Origin of the sequence: Vibrio sp. TBV020 (assembly GCF_046056895.1) — a bacterium.
Taxonomy (GTDB): domain Bacteria; phylum Pseudomonadota; class Gammaproteobacteria; order Enterobacterales; family Vibrionaceae; genus Vibrio.
Genome location: NZ_JBEEAQ010000001.1, coordinates 1,306,817 through 1,326,532, shown reverse-complemented (window position 1 = coordinate 1,326,532; position 19,716 = coordinate 1,306,817). Strand labels below are relative to the sequence as shown.

The window sequence follows — 19,716 nt, the reverse complement described above, 5'->3', positions numbered from 1 at the left end:
GGGGTCAGGAGCAAGTTTGATTTGATGCCGCTTTAAATTTTTTGAACGAATGTTATTCAGACAATAATTGCAAAAGGCTAAGTAGTGCCAACTGCTCTAGCTTGTTAGATGAACTCACCAGTTTTTTTTGATAGTAACGAATCATTGATTTGGTCTGCATATTCGCCTCCTTAGTTGAGCTCTATTGTTGCTTTTTATTAGGAAGCTAAAAACTGGCCAATTAATTTATTTTCTTTCCCCATATATTGATTTTTTCACTAAACAAACTCTAAAACTGTAGAAAACAAGCTAAATTAGGAACAAAATAGAGTTCGTTATTGCTTAGTTTGGTGAGAGTTACTGTGTCTGATTTAAATCTTATTCGTTATTACGCACGCCTCGTACCTATGGGTGTAGGCACCGAGATAAAGACCGCGTTACCTATGGTGGCCGAGTTGCTGTTTACTAGCTCTAGGCACGCACGTAATCTGCTCAACCAAATGCAACAACTTGAATGGCTAACGTGGAGCCCTAAGTCAGGACGTAACCAACGATCTTCTCTTGTATTGAACCTTCAAATGGATGAGTTAAAGAACGTCTTGGCAGCCAAACGGATAATGGAAGGCAAGTACGAAAAAGCGCTCTCTATCCTAGATGATGACGAAGTCGCTTTTGGTCGCTTGTTACAAAGTACCTCCGGAGCTTCCGTTCGTGAAGGCCTGCTTCACATACAGCTCACTTATAAACGCCCCTTCGAGCGACTCGTTCCGCATCAACTTCAGCGTTCTAGTGAACGCTATTTAATCAGGCAAGTTTACTGTTGTTTGGTTGGTAGCTCTGCCACTGGAGAACTAGAACCCCAACTCGCACACCATTGGAATTATGACGAAGAAGCATTGGAATGGACCTTTTACCTAAGGCCAGGACTCAGTTTTCACAACAGCTCAGCCATTGATGGAAACTGTATTGCGGAGCTTTTCCGCCAATTAATGCTTCTAGAAGATTACGTAAGTGAACTGAGTCATTTGGAGTCGGTACATTCTCCAACCCAAAACAAGGTAGTTTTTAAACTGTCGAAACCCGACCAAGGCTTTGGTGGGCTTATCTCAGGTGTCAAATATTCCATTCAGCCACCGAACCAAATCCATCAGTCGACGTCTCGCCAGGTCATTGGTTCAGGCCCTTTTGAAGTCACAGAGCACACTCAAACAAAATTATGTCTGCAAGCGTTCGATCGCTATTACGCTTGTCGAGCCCTTACTGACCAAGTGACTATTTGGCGTTTAGACGAAACCGAGATAGAAAACAAACAGATACAAACCAACCAACCCGGGGCTCAATCCAACAAACAATGTAATTACTATGTTTCTCATGCTGTCAGTCAGCATATAGAGAAAGACGTAAAACAGAGCCGCACCGAAGATGGCTGTATGTTTGTCCTATTTAACCAATGCGGTGAAGTCATCCTTGATGATAGTCAGCGACGCTTTTTATCCACTTATCTTACCCCCGAAAAGGTGTATCAATACCTCGAAGAATCGGGGAACTTATTTGGTTGTGAAATAGCACAAAACCTTTTACCAATGTGGCACAAAATTACACGTCCAGAGATGCCAAAAACCGAGTTACCTGAGCATCTCAGCATCGCAATATACGATTACAGCTCTTTGATGAACTGTGCGCTGGCGGTTAAACACATTCTGGAACAAGAAAATGTTCAAGTAACCATCAATACCTATTCTTACCGAGAATTAACCGCTCTTTCCACAGAAGGCAAGCTGCGAGAGTCTTTAATTATCACCAACATAAATCTTGATGATAACCGTCATGCTTCCGCGTTTAATAGCCTGTACCACAATCCTATTATTCAACGTTGCATTGGTGAAGAGTCAAAGCAGTGGCTTATTCAACGACTAGATAGCCTACGCTCACAAACTCCTCTACCCGATTACTTAGACGCTTTAGAACCTATCGCCTCTGCACTCATCAACCAGTTTTGGCTCTCACCTTTATTCCATCACCGCCAAACATTGCGCTTTCAAGGTGTGCTGAAGGACGTCGCCCTGACAAACTGGGGGTGGCCAGATATAAAAAATGTTTGGTCTGCAGACTAACGAAACAATTAATTTGAACTCAAAATATTAGACACGTAAACACCTATAAAACAAGGGGCTCGCAAGGTTTAAAAGTCGCATTTTCGCGTAAATACCGATCTAAACCTGCTTAATCTTGTTTTAAATTAACATCACAACAACAAATCAATCATTTGAACTCTAAATATTAATTCACTACCATTACAACGTATTCATTAATAAGGAAATTCAAATGAAACTAAAAACGGCTGCATTACTAACCCTAACCGCAACCGCTTTCCAAGCCCAAGCAGAGGACTGTGGCACTGTAACTATCGCAGATATGAACTGGAACTCCGCTACCGTGATAGCTAACGTTGACCGATTCATCCTAGAACATGGATATGGATGTGATGCTGAGCTAATCCCTGGTGACACAATGCCGACTGGCACGTCAATGATTGAAAAAGGCCAACCGGATGTCGCACCTGAACTGTGGAGCAATGCTCTGAAAGATGCACTTGATAAAGGTGTGGCTGAAAAACGCCTTCGTTACGCAGGCAAGTCACTCGTCGATGGTGGTGAAGAAGGCTTTTGGGTTCCCGCTTACCTAGTAGAGAAACACCCTGAGATTGCAACAATTGAGGGCGTAAAGAAACACGCGAAACTTTTCGAACACCCAGAAGATCCTGAACAATCTGCATTCTATAGCTGCCCAGCTGGTTGGAACTGTCAAATCAGTGCCGGTAACTTATTTAATGCGATGGCTTTAGATAAGTCTGGCTTCACCATAGTAGACCCTGGTTCAAGTGCAGGCCTTTCCGGTGCTATCGCTAAAGCCTACGAACGTGAAGAAGCGTGGTTTGGTTACTACTGGGCTCCGACGGCTGTGTTAGGTAAATATGAGATGGTCAAAGTCGACTTCGGTAGTGGCGTTGATACAGATGAGTTCGTTAACTGTACAACTCAAGCAGAGTGTGCGGATCCAAAACCTACTATGTACCCGCCGTCACCAGTACACACAATCACAACCGAAGAGTTTGCTACTCGCGCACCACAAGCATATGAATACTTTGCTAAGCGTGGCTTTACTAACGCCGACATGAACCAGCTGCTTGCATGGATGGAAGACAATCAAGCAGACGGTGAAGAAGCGATGTTCCACTTCTTGGAAGAATACCCACAGATCTGGCAAGCATGGGTACCTCAAGACGTCGCGAACAAAATTAAACAAGCCCTGTAACGCAACCTTCAAAATCGCTTAGCGCAATTGGCGCTATCCTATAGAAGTACTCGTTCATCGCGACATATGTTGCGATGAACGAGAATAAAAGGAACTTATTGATGTCAAATGATAGCTGGTTCAACAGCTTTCCTGAGATGGAGCGCTCTGATCTTAGAGCCATTCGAAAGACGCTAGATGGCGCATATCGAGACTTTTCACGTGAATATGGTGATTTGATCGAATCATTCTTCGACCCTCTTCTCTCTTTTCTTATCTGGTTTGAAAAACTACTTATTTCCACACCTTGGATGATCATTCTCGCCGTTTCTACGGGACTTGTGTACGCGGCTAGTCGCTCTTGGAAACTTGCGGTGGGCTGTTTTGTCTCATTGATTCTGATTGGTTATTTTGGAATGTGGGAAGACACCATGCGAACTCTTAGTATCATCACCGTGTGTACCCTACTCGCAATTGTTCTCGGTATTCCGATTGGGATAGCAATGGCCCGTTCCAACAGAGTTCAATCCATTGTTACACCAATGCTAGATGTTATGCAGACCATGCCTGCGTTCGTTTACTTGATTCCTGTGGTGATGCTTCTGGGTATCGGTAAGATCCCAGGACTTATTGCCGTGATCATTTATGCGATTCCTCCTGTCATTCGCTTAACCAATTTGGGGATTCGTTTGGTTGATAAAGAGGTCCTCGAAGCAGCAACCGCATTCGGTGCCAGTGCCAAACAACGCCTATTCGGTGTCCAACTTCCACTCGCAATGCCAACCATCATGGCAGGCATTAACCAAACTATCATGATGGCGCTGTCTATGGTTGTTATTGCTTCGATGATTGGTGTAAAGGGTCTTGGTCAGCCAGTTCTTAAATCAATTACCAATCAGTACTTCACACTTGGCTTGTTGAACGGTTTCGCGATTGTTGCACTCGCTATCCTGTTTGATCGTGCTTCTCAAGCATATGCAAAACGCACTCAAGCTCACCTTGGAGATCTGAAACATGACTAAACCACTCATCGAAATCAGTGGACTGTATAAGGTCTTTGGCAATAAACCACAATCGGTTATGTCTCGAGTTAAACAAGGTGACAGTAAGGAGCAAGTCCTTGCTGAGACAGGCCATACCGTTGGTTTAAAAGAGATTAACTTGAGTATTAAGCAAGGCGAAATCTTTGTCATAATGGGACTTTCTGGCTCAGGCAAATCGACCCTAATACGTCACTTCAACCGCCTTATTGATCCGACTGAGGGTCAAATCCTTGTTGAAGGCACCGATGTCATGAAGCTCAATCAAAAAGAGCTTGAAGAGTTCCGCCGCCATAAAATGTCGATGGTATTCCAACGCTTTGGCTTACTGCCACACCGAACCGTCCTTGATAACGTTGCTTACGGGTTAGAAATCCAAGGGATTGAAAAATCCAAGCGATACCACAAAGCAACAGAATGGCTAGAAACCGTTGGTCTAAAGGGCTATGAGAAACAATATCCATCCCAACTTTCCGGTGGTCAACAGCAACGTGTCGGTTTAGCTAGAGCCTTATGTACTGACGCAGAAATTCTGCTTATGGATGAAGCCTTCTCCGCTCTTGACCCATTGATTCGAAGTGAAATGCAAGATCAACTGATCGAGCTTCAAGAAAAACTGCACAAGACGATTGTCTTCATCACACATGACCTTGATGAAGCACTTCGCCTTGGTGACCGTATTGCAATCTTGAAAGACGGTGAATTAGTCCAGCAAGGTACGCCAGACGAAATCTTACTCCACCCTGCCGATGATTATGTTGAAGCATTCGTGAAAGATGTAAACCGCGCAAGAGCACTAACGGTCGAAACCGTCATGAACCCACCCGCTTATCGCATTACCGCGAATACTATCCAAGAAGCGATCGCTCAAATGAAAGGCTTCAAACAAGATTACGCATATCATGTTACGGAAGATGGTTACCAAGGCGTACTAACGAAAGAAGGTCTACTCGACGCGGCGAAAGAGACATCACAAGAAGAAATCAACCAAGAGATCTATGAAGAAGTCCCAGCCGTCTCACCAGACGCTGCGATTGAAGAAGTGTTAGTTGATACCATGTCTTATGATTACTCACTCCCCGTTGTCGATGATGACGGCAACCTTCAAGGAGAGCTTGAACGAAGTGCTGTTGCAGAAATTTTCTCTGAACCTAGTGAAGAGGAAACCAAGGATAGCCCAAAGCTCGATAAGGCTTCGTAGCCATAACATCGCACGATAATAAAACGTCAGTTTAACAACTGGCGTTTTATTAAATAGTTAGAGTTCATCGCAATTTTTCTTCCTATAAAGTCGTCACTTTCACTTCAATTTGTGATCAATCTTTAGTTTATCTCAAACTTCTGTTAGTCTTTGCCTGAAATTTGTTTCGAACTCTAACTATTTTGTGAGGATTAATGAGTAGTACTAAGGATAGGTATAGTATTGAAAGTACTGACTATACTGTCGGTCAGGACAACGTCCAAAAGTGGGGATTTGACGTCCACAATCCGGTTTTTGGCATCAGTGCCGGCGCCATCATTCTCTTTCTTATCGCTCTTCTAATTGCTGAACCAGAAACTGCCAAAGCCGCCTTAGATGGTATGAAATGGCAAGTAATCGGTAACTTTGATAGCTTCTTCATGTGGTCAGCAAATTTATTTGTTGTCTTCTGTTTTACCCTCATTGTCTCCCCGTATGGCAAGATACGCATCGGTGGTAATGACGCCAAAGCAGAACATTCAACACTATCTTGGATGTCGATGCTTTTTGCTGCTGGTATGGGTATCGGCCTGATGTTTTGGGGCGTAGCTGAGCCACTTGCTTACTTTACTGGCTGGTATGAAACTCCTCTTGGTGTTGAAGCTTATTCTCCTGAGGCTGCGAAGCTCGCGTTAGGTGCAACTATCTACAACTGGGGTCTTCACGGCTGGGCAATTTATGCGATCGTTGCGCTGTCTCTTGCCTTCTTCACCTTTAACAAGGGCATGCCCCTCTCCATCCGTTCTATCTTCTACCCTATTTTGGGCGACAGAACATGGGGTTGGTTCGGTCATATTGTTGATATCGTAGCCGTTCTCGCGACGCTATTTGGCCTGGCAACTTCTTTAGGTTTAGGCGCGCAGCAAGCAGCGAGTGGTATAAACCATGTATTTGGTACTGATGGCGGCATTGGCATGCAGCTAGCCGTTATCGCAGTGATCACGCTTCTTGCGACTATCTCTGTAATTCGCGGTATTGATGGTGGTGTGAAGGTGCTAAGTAACGTCAACATGGTAGTCGCACTTGCGCTGCTAATTTTCGTTACTATCGCAGGTGGCCTAGTGGGTATTAAAGCTATCCCAACAGCACTCATGGGTTACATCGAAAACTTCATTCCATTAAGTAACCCTCATGGCCGTGAAGATGAAACATGGATGCAAGGTTGGACTGTATTCTACTGGGCTTGGTGGATCTCTTGGTCACCATTCGTAGGCATGTTCATCGCACGCATCTCTAAAGGTCGTACTATCCGTGAATTCGTTGTGGCAGTACTCTTTATCCCAACAACGGTTATCGTAATCTGGATGGCAATCTTTGGCGGCATCGCGATTGATCAAGTGGCGAATAAAGTTGGAGAGATAGGCATGAATGGTCTAAAAGACATTACGCTCTCGCTATTCCACACTTATGACGCACTGCCAATGAGTTCGTTGCTGTCAGTAGTCTCAATTGGCCTAATCATGGTGTTCTTTATTACCTCATCGGACTCAGGTTCACTGGTAATCGACAGCATCACATCAGGCGGAAAAGTAGATGCCCCAGTTCCTCAGCGTGTTTTTTGGGCTACTATCGGTGGCGCTATCGCGGCAGTATTGCTTTGGGTTGGTGGAACAGAATCAATTCAAGCTCTACAAGCGGGTACAGTTTCAATGGCTTTACCATTCGCCTTTATTTTGTTGATGATGTGCTGGAGCTTGCTGCTTGGTCTACGTACCGAAATGCAGCACCACAAGCTCAGTTACGCATAAAAATTTGCAGATCCATTCAAAGCCTAGCAACTCGCTAGGCTTTTTTGTTTGAACTAAGGTTCTACAGCCAGATAATATTTACACCTCAAATTAGAATAAAGTACCATTAAAGTTTGACATAGATCTCACAATTGCTACCCTGCGCCGCTTTCTACTGATTTATCGATTTGTAAAATCGCCAAGAATTGCACTTGGCACATGTCACGGAAGCACTCTACCCCGATCGATCAGTTTATGTTGTTAGAAACGAAAACGGGGAATTTATGACAATTAACACCACAGCATCTGCAATAAATCCACCAGTTGAAGAAAAAGGTGTAAACCACCCATTTCTATCGCTCGTTATCATGGTGATCATTGCTGCTATTGCAAGTTACTTCATCCCGGCAGGCGAATTTGAGCGCATTATTGTCGACGGCCGAACCATGATTGACCCAGATAGTTACAGTCAACTGCCAAGCAACCCGACTACCCTTTCTTCATTTTTTGAGTCTTTCTTTAAAGGGTTTAAGTCTGCCGCAGGCGTTATGGGTGTGGTTTTCTTTGTGGGTGGCGCATTTGGAGTCATCAAGCGTATGGGAGTACTTGATGCCTCTGTTGTTGCTTTGACCACTAAGCTTAATAAGCAAGGCTTGTACGTAATCGCACCAGTGATCATGACAGCTATCTTTTTCAACGTAACCTTTACAGGAATGCGTGAACTCGATGTGATCTTCATTTCGTTGATGATCCCTATCTGTATCAAGTTAGGATACGACGCTATAACCGCTTTAGGTGTGGTTCTGCTCGCAAGTTGTGCAGGGTTTGCCGCAGCGTTAGCCAATCCATTCTTTACTGGTATTGCCCACAAGATTGCCGAGTTACCGCTGTATTCAGGTATGTGGTATCGCTTCATTGTTGGCATGTTTATGCTAATCACTGGCGCACTTTACGTACTAAACTACGCAAGAAAAGTAAAACAGGATCCAAGTAAGAGCCTACTCAACGGGACGGGTTATAGCTACGATTCAAACATTGAAGCTAAGACTCTGAGTACACAAGAAAAGCTGGCTGGTATAGCATTCTTAGTCGTGTTTGGCTACATGATCTTCGGCACCCTGACGATGAACTTTGGCTTCACAGAGATCGCAGGTTGCTTTGTTGCCATGGCAATTATTCCTGGTCTAGTTGGTGGTTTATCACCAAACAAAATCTGTGACTACTGGACAAAAGGTTGCTCAGACGTATTAGTAGCTGTACTCATCATCTTCTTTGCTCGTTCAGTGTTAACCATTATGGAAGATGCTCGTATTGTTGATTCGATCATCTACTACCTAGCCCAAATGATTTCAGGTAGCTCCCAGCTTGTCGCCGCTGCTGGGATTTACTTTTCTCAGGCACTGATTAACCTATTCATCCCATCAGGTAGTGGTCAGGCAGTAATTACTATGCCAATCATTATTCCTTTAGCGGATATTGGTGAAGTGACTCGTCAGGTGGCAGCCCTTGCTTCTCAGCTAGGTGATGGTATTTCAAACTACATATACCCTACTAACGGTGGTCTTCTGGCAGTACTCGCGATCGCAAAAGTGCCTTACGGAAAATGGGTGAAGTTCTTCTTACCGCTTTTCTTAGTCTGGTCTATCGCTGCGCTAATCGCCGTCGTCATCGCTCAAATGATTGAATTAGGTCCTTTTTAACCTGCAATTGATAAGTAAAACCCTCCAAAAGTGGAGGGTTTTTATTATCGGGTGAAAATTTGTCTTGTATCGCATAGTCACTCGTGTAATTTAGCCTCTAGATACACCAACCATAAATAGTAGATACCCATACTGATGAACACTCCAGACATTAAGTTCATTGCTGTCGATATGGACGGAACACTCCTAGACGAGAACAGCCAACTCAACCCAGAAATATTTAATCTTTATGAACAACTGGAAGAAAAAGGAATAATTTTTGCCGCTGCTTCTGGTCGTCAATACTACAGCTTGATAGAAACCTTTAAACCAATTAGCGATCGTATGATGTTTGTTTGTGAAAATGGCACCATGGTGATGCATCAAGGCAAAGAGCTTTATAGTTGCGAAATAGATAAAGCATCCATTCATGCGATTATCAAACAAGCACGTGCAATTGAAGGCGCGCAAATTGTACTTTGTGGTAAAAAGTCTGCATACATTGAAACGCAAGATCCGCAAGCGTTGGAAGAGTTTGCGAAATACTACAAACGTTGTGAATATGTCGAAGATCTATTAGCCGTCGATGATGACTTTATTAAAGTCGCTGTCTGTCATTTTGGTGGCACAGAACAAAACGTCTATCCTTCATTCAATGAAGCATTTGGCGAAAGCCATCAAGTCGTAGTGAGTGCAAAGATTTGGCTTGATGTAATGAACGCAGAAGCTTCTAAAGGCGCCGCGATTGAGCACCTACAGCAAGAACTCGGTTTTAGTTACGAACAAACCATGAGCTTCGGCGATTACCTAAACGACCTAGAAATGTTGAAGGCAAGCTACCACTCTTACGCTATGGCTAATGCTCACCCTCAACTAAAAGAAATCGCTCGCTTTGAAGCGCCAAGCAATAAAGACGCAGGCGTGTTCAAGGTAATTAAACGAGAGCTATTGAGCTAATCACGCCTCATATAACTCTAACGGTAAGCCGTCAGGATCTTGGAAAAAAGTGAACGGCTTACCGGTAAATTCATCGACCCTTACTGGCTCTACCGCAACACCTTTTCGCTCAAGGTACACCACATACTCTTCTACTGAATCGACTGCAAATGCCAAGTGTCTCAACCCTTGAGCTTCCGGTCGAGATGGCCTTTCGGGTGGGTTGGGAAATGAAAACAACTCAATTTGGCTACCATCTGGTAACGCCAAATCAAGCTTAAAAGAGTCACGTTCCTCTCGGTAATTCTCAGCAATAACATCTAGGCCTAAAATTTCCGTGTAGAACGATTTAGACGCAACATAGTCTGAACAAATAACTGCGACATGATGAATTCGTTTTAGCTGCACTCAATTACCTCAATCAATGACTAACGAGCCATCTTCATTAAACTCCCAACAATCTCCGTATGCGATTTCCCATAGGTACCCATCAGGGTCTGAGAAATAACCGCTATAACCTCCCCAAAAAACATCTTGAGCAGGTTTCTCTAACGTTGCACCTAAGCTTACCGCTTTCTTAAGAAGCTCATCAACGTCCGCTTTAGAGCGAGTATTGTGCGCTAATGTTACTCCACTGAACCCTTCTTTTTTCACTGACATATCCGGTGAAACATCTTCGGCTAGGGCTTTTATTGGGTAAAGTGCTAAACATACTCCACCCGTCTTAAAAAAGATGATGCCATCTTCAGGTGACCTAGAACTCGGAAAGCCTAACTGGCTATAAAAGTCGAATGAACGTTTAAGATCTTGCACGCCTAGAGTGATGATACTGATACGTGGTTCCATGTTGGCTACCTTTGTCATTAAGTTTTTCCAGCTGAACGATTAACGGCTTCTAATCTCTGAGAAATCTCTTCTTGTTGATTAGATATGGCATCAAGCGCTTGAGCGGTTGTCTTAATCGCTCCGGCCATTGATGAGATATTATGTGTGGTCTCAACCAATGTACTTTGCATCGGTCGTAGAATGAACCAGAAAATAGCAGCAATAATCGCAATAATCACGACGCCCACCAGCCCAATGATAACGATAATTTGCAGCCTAAGGTCATCAAGAAAACGCTGACTGTTCGTTTCTAGAGCTTGCTGAGATCGTTGGAAAGTGCTGGGAAGCGTTTCAACCGACTGCTTCGATAAAACAACCAGTTGGTTAAGGTTATTGATAGTATCGCCCAGTTGAGCTTTTTGGTCTGGAGTTAAGTTCTCACTTTGGGAGATACTTTCTAGTGCCCCACCAATCCCATCTAGAGATTGCCTCGTATCTTGAATCGCTTTCTCGATACCATTCAGTTCCAGCGTCATATTAATACTGACAAATGCTTGCTCGTCCTTGGTTTCGCTCGCTACCGCTATATTCATTAGTAGCGAAGCAATGATGCCTAGCACCCACTTCATACTCAATCCTTGATTCAAAAATACCATCTGATTGAATCATAGGATAAAACCCTCATATCGACGCGAACTAAAAGGCAAAAGTCTCGCCTACATCAATATCTCTGTATCGCAAAAAATAGAAAACCGACAGCCTGACACTGTCGGTTTTACTATTCTAGTTACCAGAACTCTGGTTTGTTAAATGCCGGAACGCACTGAGAGTCTCCTGCGAGAGAATCAATCTCTGATCCTGTCAGGGACTGCGCCATCCAACCATGAGGGAAGCTCAGTGGTAGTGGTGCTTTAAACGCACTTTCTTCAACGGGTTTAAAGCCTGACTTGGTATAGAAGTTTGGGTCGCCATAAGTAAAGGCGATATTGATGCCTTCATTGCGCATCGCCTCTAAACCAAACTGAATCAGCGCTTGGCCAATACCTTTACCTTGATAATCCGTATGTACTGCAACAGGAGCCATCAAGAAGCTTTGTTGCTCTGACTCATAGGTCATACGTGTGAAAAGAATCGCACCCGTAATAACCTCTTCTTCTTTTGCAATGCAGACGTAAAGGTCCTGCTCTGGCGTCGTTGTGATCAAGTCTGTCACTAATCCACCAATTTGTTCTCCAACTGACTGCCCTTCTGAATCGCCAAATGTCTTAATAAATAGTTGGATAATAGTGTCGGTTTCTTTTGCGTTATATAAACTGTAATTCATGCTGTTACCTCTTTATTGTGCGAATAGCATAAACTGTAAAGCTGTAGACAGGTCAATAACGGAAATCCATAAATTACACTTTTTTTAGAATCAGCATCTGATAATCAAATTGGTGATTACGAGTATGGTAAGCCGCCAATTCAGCATGAAGACTTTCTAGGGCCTTAGAACCTTGTAATCGCGCTTCAAGTTCGATAACTCGCTGCTCTAAAGGTAAGTAATAGTCGTCCCACGCACCGTCACTGATTGGAAAAGAGCCCAAGACCTCATAACCTAAAGCCTGAGCCTGCTTAGCTCTCTCTTTTGCATACTTCATGTCTGGGTATTCACCTTGCCAGAAAGATTTAGCCTCATCACTCGGCTCACTGGCTCGCCATACCAAGTCGCTCAATACTAAAATTCCATCGGTTTTAAGTAGCTTGTGCCAATTTTTTAGAGCTTGCTCTACACCTATGATGTAGGCGCTACATTCAGCCCAAACCACATCAAAGCTTTGCTCAGTAAAAGGTAGTTTCGCCATATCAGCGCATACCGTAGTCACGCGGTCCTTTTGCTCCTGCTGAGTAAGCGTGTTTTCTAAGAATGTGAGCGCGGGTTGGTCATTATCAACCGCAGTAATATGAGCATCGGAATGACTGACTAATACTTGCGTTGCAATACCTTGCCCACAACCAATCTCCAGCCATTCTCCAGACAAGTTTGGTAGCTGGGAAATCGCTTTTTGAGTGTCAAACTCACTCCCTGGTCCCCACCTTTCAAGCTCTTTGAAGACCAGCATAAAATCTTGCATGTAACGTTCGTGTTCATTCATATCTTTTGATAACCATTTAAGATGCATCGCCTGCTTCTCATCGAAGCCTTGTTTCATTAACCACTCTAAGTGAGCATCGGGAGCAATTTCGTCGAGTTTAGAGTGCCATTCTTCTAGTGGACGTTCACCTAATAACGCCGACAATAGTTCGCGAGATGTTTGTTTTTGTTCAATCTCGCGATCCAGTTCTGTAAGACGTTTTTGCAATATCGTGCGGTCAATTTTGGCATCAAGGCAGGCTTGGCACTCTTTTAGAGATAGGCCACCAGCTTGTAGGTTCTGGAGTAGTTTTAAGCGTTGGAGATCTTTGTCTCCATAGGTTCGGTAACCATTACTTAACCTCTGACCTTTGATTAGGCCGAGTTTCTCGTAATAGAGCAATGTTGTGCGTGAAATGCCGAGCAAAGAGGCCAATTGCGAGATTTTGTACATAGCAGTGACTTATAGTGAAGGTTGAATAACCTTAAGATAAACTATAAAGCTATAGACAGGTCAAGTTATCCATAATCCTTTACGCCAAAACCATTGCGAAGAGCAAATTGGATAAGCTCATTGTGGGAAGAAAAGCCTAACGCATTTTGCATTCGATATTTGTGGGATTCAATGGTTCTAGGGCTTAAGAAGAGTTTCTCTGCACACTGTTTCGCCGTATACCCTTGCGCTAGCAATGTCAGTACTGAACACTGCTTCTTGCTTAGCATCAATAGCTTTTCATTCTCATCAACCAAACGAGTATCTTGGTCAGAGAGACTGCGCGTAACCAGAGAATGCTGCCAAAAACAGAGCCAGCTATCACAAAGCAGTTTTAATCTTTCGATATCTGCTTTAGAAAGAGGGTCGCTATCTTCATGAAAGCGTGAAAATGCTAATGCTCCCCAAGTTTGCCCAAACAAATTAAGTTGAATAACACCATGCCAACGAGCGCCTTCTCGATACAAAATTCGCAATGGAACAAGTGGATGTGCTCGTAGCATGTCAGCATCAAATACTTGCCAAGGACGTTTCACTTTCAGAATATTGAGGTACTCTTCGTAATTGCCCATCGCGAACTTATCAAATCTTAATTCCGGAACATTGGGTCTAGAAACCGTCATGCTTTTGCCTTCTTTAAGAGAGATAATTGAGTTTGGAAATAGCGTCAGCCTATCGAGCTTAAAAAAGTTAAGTGCTTCTAATGCAACAACTTTAAATGTCTCTCGAAACTTATCAGCCTCGGTTAGAGTCAATTGATTAGACTGTTTAATCAACAACTTTTCAAAGCTTGTTGGCACTTGTTCAAGCATGTACTCGATCCTTTGTTACGGTGATGCTAGTTAATATTTTCTCGGGTGAATGAAACGTTCGCTCAACCATACTAAAGCATATAGTAAGTTTACTGCAATTTAAAAAACATTGTTTTATTGCAGTAGATCTACGGTATTTTTGACATAAATCTTACGCCAGAATCATCACCAATTGTTAACACAACACTAAAAACAATAGGTAGTGGTCATGAAAAAAACGTTACTTTCTTTGCTTGTTGCAGCCGTTGCAACGCCAGCAATCGCAGGTGATATCTATTCAACAGATACAACAAAAGTTTCTTTCTCTGGTGAGATTGATGGTTACTTTGCAACAACAGACATCTATGACAATACTAAGAAGGAAAGTGTAAAAACCGACCCAGATGTTAATATGTGGGCTAAGGTTCAGATGGATGCTGAGCAAAAAATCACAGACACTCTAACGGGTTTCACCTCTTTCGAAATCGAAGCAGGCTCTTGGTACACAGGTACAGATTCTGAAGCGAACTTTGATGATGTTCTTATCGGCCTTAAGACTGAAACTTGGGGCGTTGCAATGGGTGAAGTTGGCGACCTAGCAAGCTCTTCTGATGCTATCGAGAAAGACGATATTACAAATGAAGGTAACTACATGGGCTCTGCTGGTGGTAACCACCGTGAGAGCGATGGCAAAGGTTTTGTTGGTAAAGCTAACTTTGGCCCAATGACATTCGTAGTTGATGCAAACACTGTTGCTGACAATGACACAGACAACACCTACGGTTTCTCAGCAGACTTCCAGCATGACCTATTCAGTGTTGGTGCTTCTTACATTACTGGCGAAGTTGCTGCTACAGGCACTTCATCTGCAGCGGATTTTGAACTATTCGGCATGTCAGCATCTACAGAATTCAAAGGCGTATTCCTAGCGGCAACTTATGCTGATTTCGAAGGTGTTGATAGCTTTGGCTTCTACAAAACAGATGCCCTTGTTAAAGGTGATACTCTAGGTCTAGCAGCCTCTTACAAAATTGAGAAAGCACGTCTTTACACGACTTATTCAATTGCCGATGTAAAAGCAATGACAGGTTCAGACCAAGGTGACGCAACAAACTGGGTTATCGGTGCTGACTACCAAGTTGCGAAAAACATCACTGCATTTGCTGAATACCAGCAAGCAGACGCTGATTGGGCGACTGAAGACTCAATGACTGTAGTTACTGGTGTTTACTACGCATTTTAATTGTTTTTAGTTGGGTAGTCCTTCTACCCAACTTTTTTGTTTCACACTAATTGGCTTTATCGCCTTTCCATGCTGTCCTTTGAAACAACACACTCTTGAGGCTCAGAGTGTGTTTTTATTGGTTACTTTCGCTTAGGTAACTCACCCTCCGTGATGTAACCATCATTGTTTCTATCGATTCGGTTAAAGTCTTTCGAAAGCGGACCTTTCACTTCCGTGCGAGACAACTTTCCATCACCGTTTATATCCATCTTTGAAAAATGTCCACTGTTTGATTTTCCACCTGAAGGCTTACTCATTGAAGCGGAACCGCTGTTAACGAATGTTTTAGCTGATCGTTCAATTGTTGTGGGCTGCAATACAAAAGTGACATCACCTTTAGATACACACCTCACCATATTTTCAATACGAATAGCATCTCCTTGAGGACCATGTCCTGTAGGGTACTGACCCGCATTTCCCTCTTTAGGGTCACTACGCTGAGAACCCGCGCCATGGACATCTATCCAACGATTATTCATATAACCAAGAGAAGAGCCAAACGCTACGTACGCGCCATTCGCACCACTCCTTAAGTTGATATGTGTAGTACTACTCCAGTAATTTGCATAATCAGTCTTACCTGCCTCACTCTCAATTGGCGTTGCATCAAACATACCATCTATCGCAGCACTTCCGGTGGTAGCAGGAGAACGTAAATAGTCGACAATAGATTGAAGCTCTTTAACATTAGGTAAACGCCAATCGCTTATACCCGAGACTGTTAGGTTCTCACAATAAGAAAGAGCTCTGGGAAAATCCATTGGTGTTCTACTGTCAGACTGTTGCCAAAGTAAGCCCGTTGACTGATCTGAAATCGTTTGATTTCCATTATCTTCAAACACGTTTTTCCCATAGTTTGGATTACCACGTACCGCTAAGACGTAAAAGGTTTTGTCCCCTCCTTTAGGGCTTCGCATTCCATAGCCTTTAATACGGCCATCAATAAAATTAACTCCAAATACAGTCTCATCTCTGTTCATCGTGGTAGAGACATACCTAGTACTCGATACAAATTGACTATCAATCAGCCGCTCTCCAGAGTTAACATCACCAGCGTTCATATCGAAGTAACGTGCATCAATAAACGGTATAAGGTCAACCTCACCCGAACGGTTAAATCCGCTTGGATCTTGCCCGTCAAACAATACTAGTGAGTACAACTCTTTAATTGTTGGAAGACGCCAATCATCTGCCCCAGCCAAAGTAAGCGATTCAACGTATTCTAAAGCCTGTTCATAGCTAAGCTTATCATTTACATTGATCTTACCATCACCATTAAGATCTGTAGTCGCACTCCAAATCAATCCTGTCACATTGTCACGAACAGTCCCATCGCCATTATTGGTATAACTCGGCATGTTTCCTTGATACTGAGCATCTTGTCCAAAAGTGGAAGAAGAAAGTGAGGGGCAGCTACTCATTAGATCTTTGGTATCAAAACATTGAGTCTGGTTCGTATCGACAATAGGAGTCGAGAGCGAACTAGCAAATACACTCCCAATAGAGGTACTTAAGCTCGCTAAAGCTAATAGTCTAAGTTTCCATAATGTATTCATCGTCATCCCTTAATTTATTTCTTAGCCATAGTGTAGAAAACGCTAAGTAAAGAAATGAAGATCTTACGTAAAAATGTGTAAAGCTTTACAGTATTTTCCTAACGGGTGTTCCGCATAACACCAAAGCAGACATAAGCTGAATGATCAAACAGACAGCAAATACAGCACTGATGCCAAACAAAGTGACTAAGTAACCTGATGCCGCTAAACCTATCGGCATATTTCGACGTAATCATAACAGGTGAAGTCTTGGGAATGATTTGGAAATGTCATGGTTAGGTTGGTTGCTGTGTACTTTTTCCAATGAAGCTTGCTTAAACACCCAATTAAAACAGTGGCTGTAAAATCGAGCTATCAACGCGAATCAACGCTCCACCAACAAGCAAAAATTGAATGCCTTTTTAAGAATAGAAAAAGATCTGATCACTAAGGGGATTTATCAACCACTCTATCATGTACAGCAGGATCTGAGTGTCTCTGAAACAATATCCACCCCTGAACTATTAGCCAACGGTTGGATAGACTTCAATCGAGTCACAATGATCTAGGAGAACACTTCAATTGCTCAGTAAACGGTCTTAGTTTTAGCCACAATAAAGTGCAGGTTATTTATAAAATGGTAAACTATTGTATTAGGCCAACAAAGAGTATTGCTGTTTAATGAAGCGTTATATTTTAATTGTGGTGACCTACTTTGTTCTTGGCGTTAGTTTGCCAACCCAAGCGGCATGCAACGTAGAGTCACAACAAGACTTCCTCTACAATCAAGTTGAGGAACAAGATCGCCTAATGCTTGATTTCTACTACCACTCTTTGTGCCGCCCAGGTCAGGTTATTGCCGATGATGTATCACTGCCCGCTAATAGTAGCTCTCAAACTCGTGCCTTGTACTTTTTAGGTCTACTAAACCTTCATAAGTACGAAGGTATTCAGACTCAAACAATCCCTGATTTGGTTGCGCTTGGGCAAGACTCTAAGATCGAATGGATCATTGCTGAAGCTAAGTTGAATCAAGCGATTAAGCTCATTGAATCTGATATGTTGCTTGAAGGGGAATTCCTACTGCACGAAACGATCACATTAGCGAGAGAGATCGGCTATAAACGCTTACTTGCAAGGGCGTATCGCTGGCTAGGTAATATCAGAATTCAACGTTCTGATATTAAAGCGAGCCTAAATTACTACAAGACAGCTTTCGCTTTAGTCAGCGAGATTGGTGACAGTTTCCAAGCGACCATGACTCTCAACAACATTGCCACCGTCTACATGCAGTCTGAAGAATGGGAGCAAGCGAACACTTACATCAAAAGGGCTGTGAAGCTCTATGAAACTAACCACTACGATAACAGTCTCTTTGAGGCGATTTTGTATGCGAATTCGAGTGCCATCTATTTTGCTACAGGCGATCACGATACAGCCACTGATTACATGCGCTTGGCACTCCAGCAAGCAGATAAAACGGGCTCTAGCCGAATTAAGTTTTCGACACTATCAGATTTGTCACAGCTCTACTCTACCGTCGGTAGACCTAAAGAAGCGTTAGAAATGGCACAAAGATGTCTTAGTCTTTCAGAGCAATCTCCTGAATCTCCAATTATGTTAGCGACATGCTACGACGCCTTTTCTGCAGCCTATTTGGCACAAGGAGATTATGATGAGTCGATCATCTACGCCCATAAATCTCTTAATATTCTAGCGATATCTGAAAGCCAAGAAACGGCTTGGGAAATAACAATATTAGAAAACTTAGTTCAAGCTCATGAACAGCGCGGCGACTATCAACAAGCATTAAATTACATGAAGCAAGTGGCGTTACTCAAACAAGACTTCTACAAACAAACTTACAACGAAGAAATCATTAGTGAGAAAGGCACTCTGGAGCGTCAGTTAAACAAACGCGAAGTCGAGTTATTAGAAGCTCAAAACGCCTTACAAGCAGCGACTTTAAAAGGCCAACGTTCCAAAGAAATCTTGTACGTTACACTATTTTTGATACTGACCTATTTCGTGGTGCGAAGTTTACTGCGATTAAAACGCTCTAATCACGAACTGACAGCTCAAAACAACACTGATGCACTGACTGGAGCATACAACCGACGCTACCTAGAAAATTGGCTTGAGCAAATAGCATCATCCAAAAATAACTCAAGCTTCTTAGTTTCCGTGCTAGATATCGATCACTTTAAGTCATTTAACGATCGCCATGGCCATGACGTTGGGGACGCTGTATTGATGCAAACGGTGCAAGTGCTTCAAAGTCAACTTCGCAAACAAGACACACTGATTCGCTGGGGAGGCGAAGAGTTTATCTTGCTCATTCCACTCGAAGATAATGAAGATATCAACAGCATCCTTGAAAGACTAAGAGCCTGCATAGAAGAGCACTGTTATTCAGACGGCGCTAATCTGTTTCAAGTTACTATCTCGATGGGCGCAAAAATCTGTGATGGACAAACCCTTGCTAATCAATGGGAACAGACCTTTTCACAAGCAGATTCAGCTCTCTACCAAGCGAAAGAAGACGGAAGAAACCGATATCACATCCATGTGTGACCTTTTGCAACCTTTCAGTAGGGTTGCTTGATTTTTGGCCTACGCGGTAGGTATACTCGCCCCATCACTTCTTTAGGAGATTACGCCAACATGAACAACTAAACCTGTCATCCAACTTCAACTTTTCTTTGGATTTACAGGGTTAGTAGGCGTAGCTCAACCACAGCTATTTCTTTGCGTTCAGAAACTGCCTTATTTTGAGGTG

The 19,716-nt window shown here is 43.1% G+C and carries 16 protein-coding genes; 9 read left to right on the top strand and 7 right to left on the bottom strand.

Translation table 11 applies throughout. The features are described from left to right. The first annotated feature begins 341 nt into the window (after nt 1-341). The 7 genes from AAFX28_RS05690 to AAFX28_RS05660 all read left to right on the top strand — a co-directional run bounded on the left by AAFX28_RS05690 (nt 342) and on the right by AAFX28_RS05660 (nt 9,916). Nucleotides 342-2,093, top strand: coding sequence for an SgrR family transcriptional regulator (locus AAFX28_RS05690; protein WP_408686448.1), 1,752 nt, complete (start codon nt 342-344; stop codon nt 2,091-2,093). Nucleotides 2,094-2,304: 211 nt separating this feature from the next. Further along, nucleotides 2,305-3,294 (top strand): ABC transporter substrate-binding protein, encoded by a 990-nt coding sequence (locus tag AAFX28_RS05685; RefSeq protein WP_408686446.1) that lies wholly within the window; start codon nt 2,305-2,307, stop codon nt 3,292-3,294. Nucleotides 3,295-3,395: 101 nt separating this feature from the next. After that, nucleotides 3,396-4,295 (top strand): ABC transporter permease, encoded by a 900-nt coding sequence (locus tag AAFX28_RS05680; protein ID WP_408686444.1) that lies wholly within the window; start codon nt 3,396-3,398, stop codon nt 4,293-4,295. Then, nucleotides 4,288-5,514 (top strand): glycine betaine/L-proline ABC transporter ATP-binding protein, encoded by a 1,227-nt coding sequence (locus AAFX28_RS05675; protein ID WP_408686442.1) that lies wholly within the window; start codon nt 4,288-4,290, stop codon nt 5,512-5,514. Before AAFX28_RS05680 ends, AAFX28_RS05675 begins: the two co-directional genes overlap by 8 nt. Before the next feature lie 194 nt (nt 5,515-5,708). Next, nucleotides 5,709-7,301 carry a BCCT family transporter gene (locus AAFX28_RS05670; protein WP_408686441.1) on the top strand — a complete coding sequence of 531 codons (1,593 nt, stop codon included), beginning with the start codon at nt 5,709-5,711 and terminating at the stop codon, nt 7,299-7,301. A gap of 263 nt (nt 7,302-7,564) precedes the next feature. After that, a complete protein-coding gene (locus tag AAFX28_RS05665; RefSeq protein WP_408686439.1) occupies nt 7,565-8,980 on the top strand; it encodes a YfcC family protein in 1,416 nt (471 codons plus the stop codon). A 135-nt stretch (nt 8,981-9,115) separates the two neighbouring features. Continuing rightward, nucleotides 9,116-9,916, top strand: coding sequence for a Cof-type HAD-IIB family hydrolase (locus tag AAFX28_RS05660; protein WP_408686437.1), 801 nt, complete (start codon nt 9,116-9,118; stop codon nt 9,914-9,916). Here the strand turns inward: AAFX28_RS05660 and AAFX28_RS05655 are convergent, their stop codons facing one another. The 6 genes from AAFX28_RS05655 to AAFX28_RS05630 form a co-directional block, all read right to left on the bottom strand. Continuing rightward, nucleotides 9,917-10,303: a VOC family protein gene (locus tag AAFX28_RS05655; protein WP_408686436.1), complete on the bottom strand. Its 387-nt coding sequence runs from the start codon at nt 10,301-10,303 to the stop codon at nt 9,917-9,919. A gap of 9 nt (nt 10,304-10,312) precedes the next feature. Then, entirely contained in the window at nt 10,313-10,741 is a 429-nt protein-coding gene (locus tag AAFX28_RS05650) for a VOC family protein (protein ID WP_408686434.1), read from the bottom strand. Nucleotides 10,742-10,758: 17 nt separating this feature from the next. After that, nucleotides 10,759-11,349: a hypothetical protein gene (locus tag AAFX28_RS05645; protein ID WP_408686432.1), complete on the bottom strand. Its 591-nt coding sequence runs from the start codon at nt 11,347-11,349 to the stop codon at nt 10,759-10,761. A gap of 158 nt (nt 11,350-11,507) precedes the next feature. Beyond that, nucleotides 11,508-12,044 carry a GNAT family N-acetyltransferase gene (locus AAFX28_RS05640; RefSeq protein ID WP_408686431.1) on the bottom strand — a complete coding sequence of 179 codons (537 nt, stop codon included), beginning with the start codon at nt 12,042-12,044 and terminating at the stop codon, nt 11,508-11,510. Nucleotides 12,045-12,117: 73 nt separating this feature from the next. Next, nucleotides 12,118-13,287, bottom strand: a complete 1,170-nt coding sequence (locus AAFX28_RS05635) for a MerR family transcriptional regulator (protein ID WP_408686429.1) — start codon at nt 13,285-13,287, stop codon at nt 12,118-12,120. Nucleotides 13,288-13,352: 65 nt separating this feature from the next. Then, entirely contained in the window at nt 13,353-14,138 is a 786-nt protein-coding gene (locus AAFX28_RS05630) for a response regulator transcription factor (protein ID WP_408686428.1), read from the bottom strand. Nucleotides 14,139-14,346: 208 nt separating this feature from the next. On the opposite strand from AAFX28_RS05630, the gene AAFX28_RS05625 reads away from it, so the two are divergent. Then, a complete protein-coding gene (locus AAFX28_RS05625; protein ID WP_408686426.1) occupies nt 14,347-15,360 on the top strand; it encodes a porin in 1,014 nt (337 codons plus the stop codon). Nucleotides 15,361-15,482: 122 nt separating this feature from the next. Here AAFX28_RS05625 and AAFX28_RS05620 read toward each other — a convergent pair whose 3' ends face one another. Further along, a complete protein-coding gene (locus AAFX28_RS05620; protein ID WP_408686424.1) occupies nt 15,483-16,958 on the bottom strand; it encodes a DUF1566 domain-containing protein in 1,476 nt (491 codons plus the stop codon). 660 nt (nt 16,959-17,618) lie between these two features. Here AAFX28_RS05620 and AAFX28_RS05615 point away from each other — a divergent pair. After that, nucleotides 17,619-19,511, top strand: a complete 1,893-nt coding sequence (locus AAFX28_RS05615; RefSeq protein WP_408686422.1) for a diguanylate cyclase — start codon at nt 17,619-17,621, stop codon at nt 19,509-19,511. Nucleotides 19,512-19,716 lie beyond the last annotated feature (205 nt).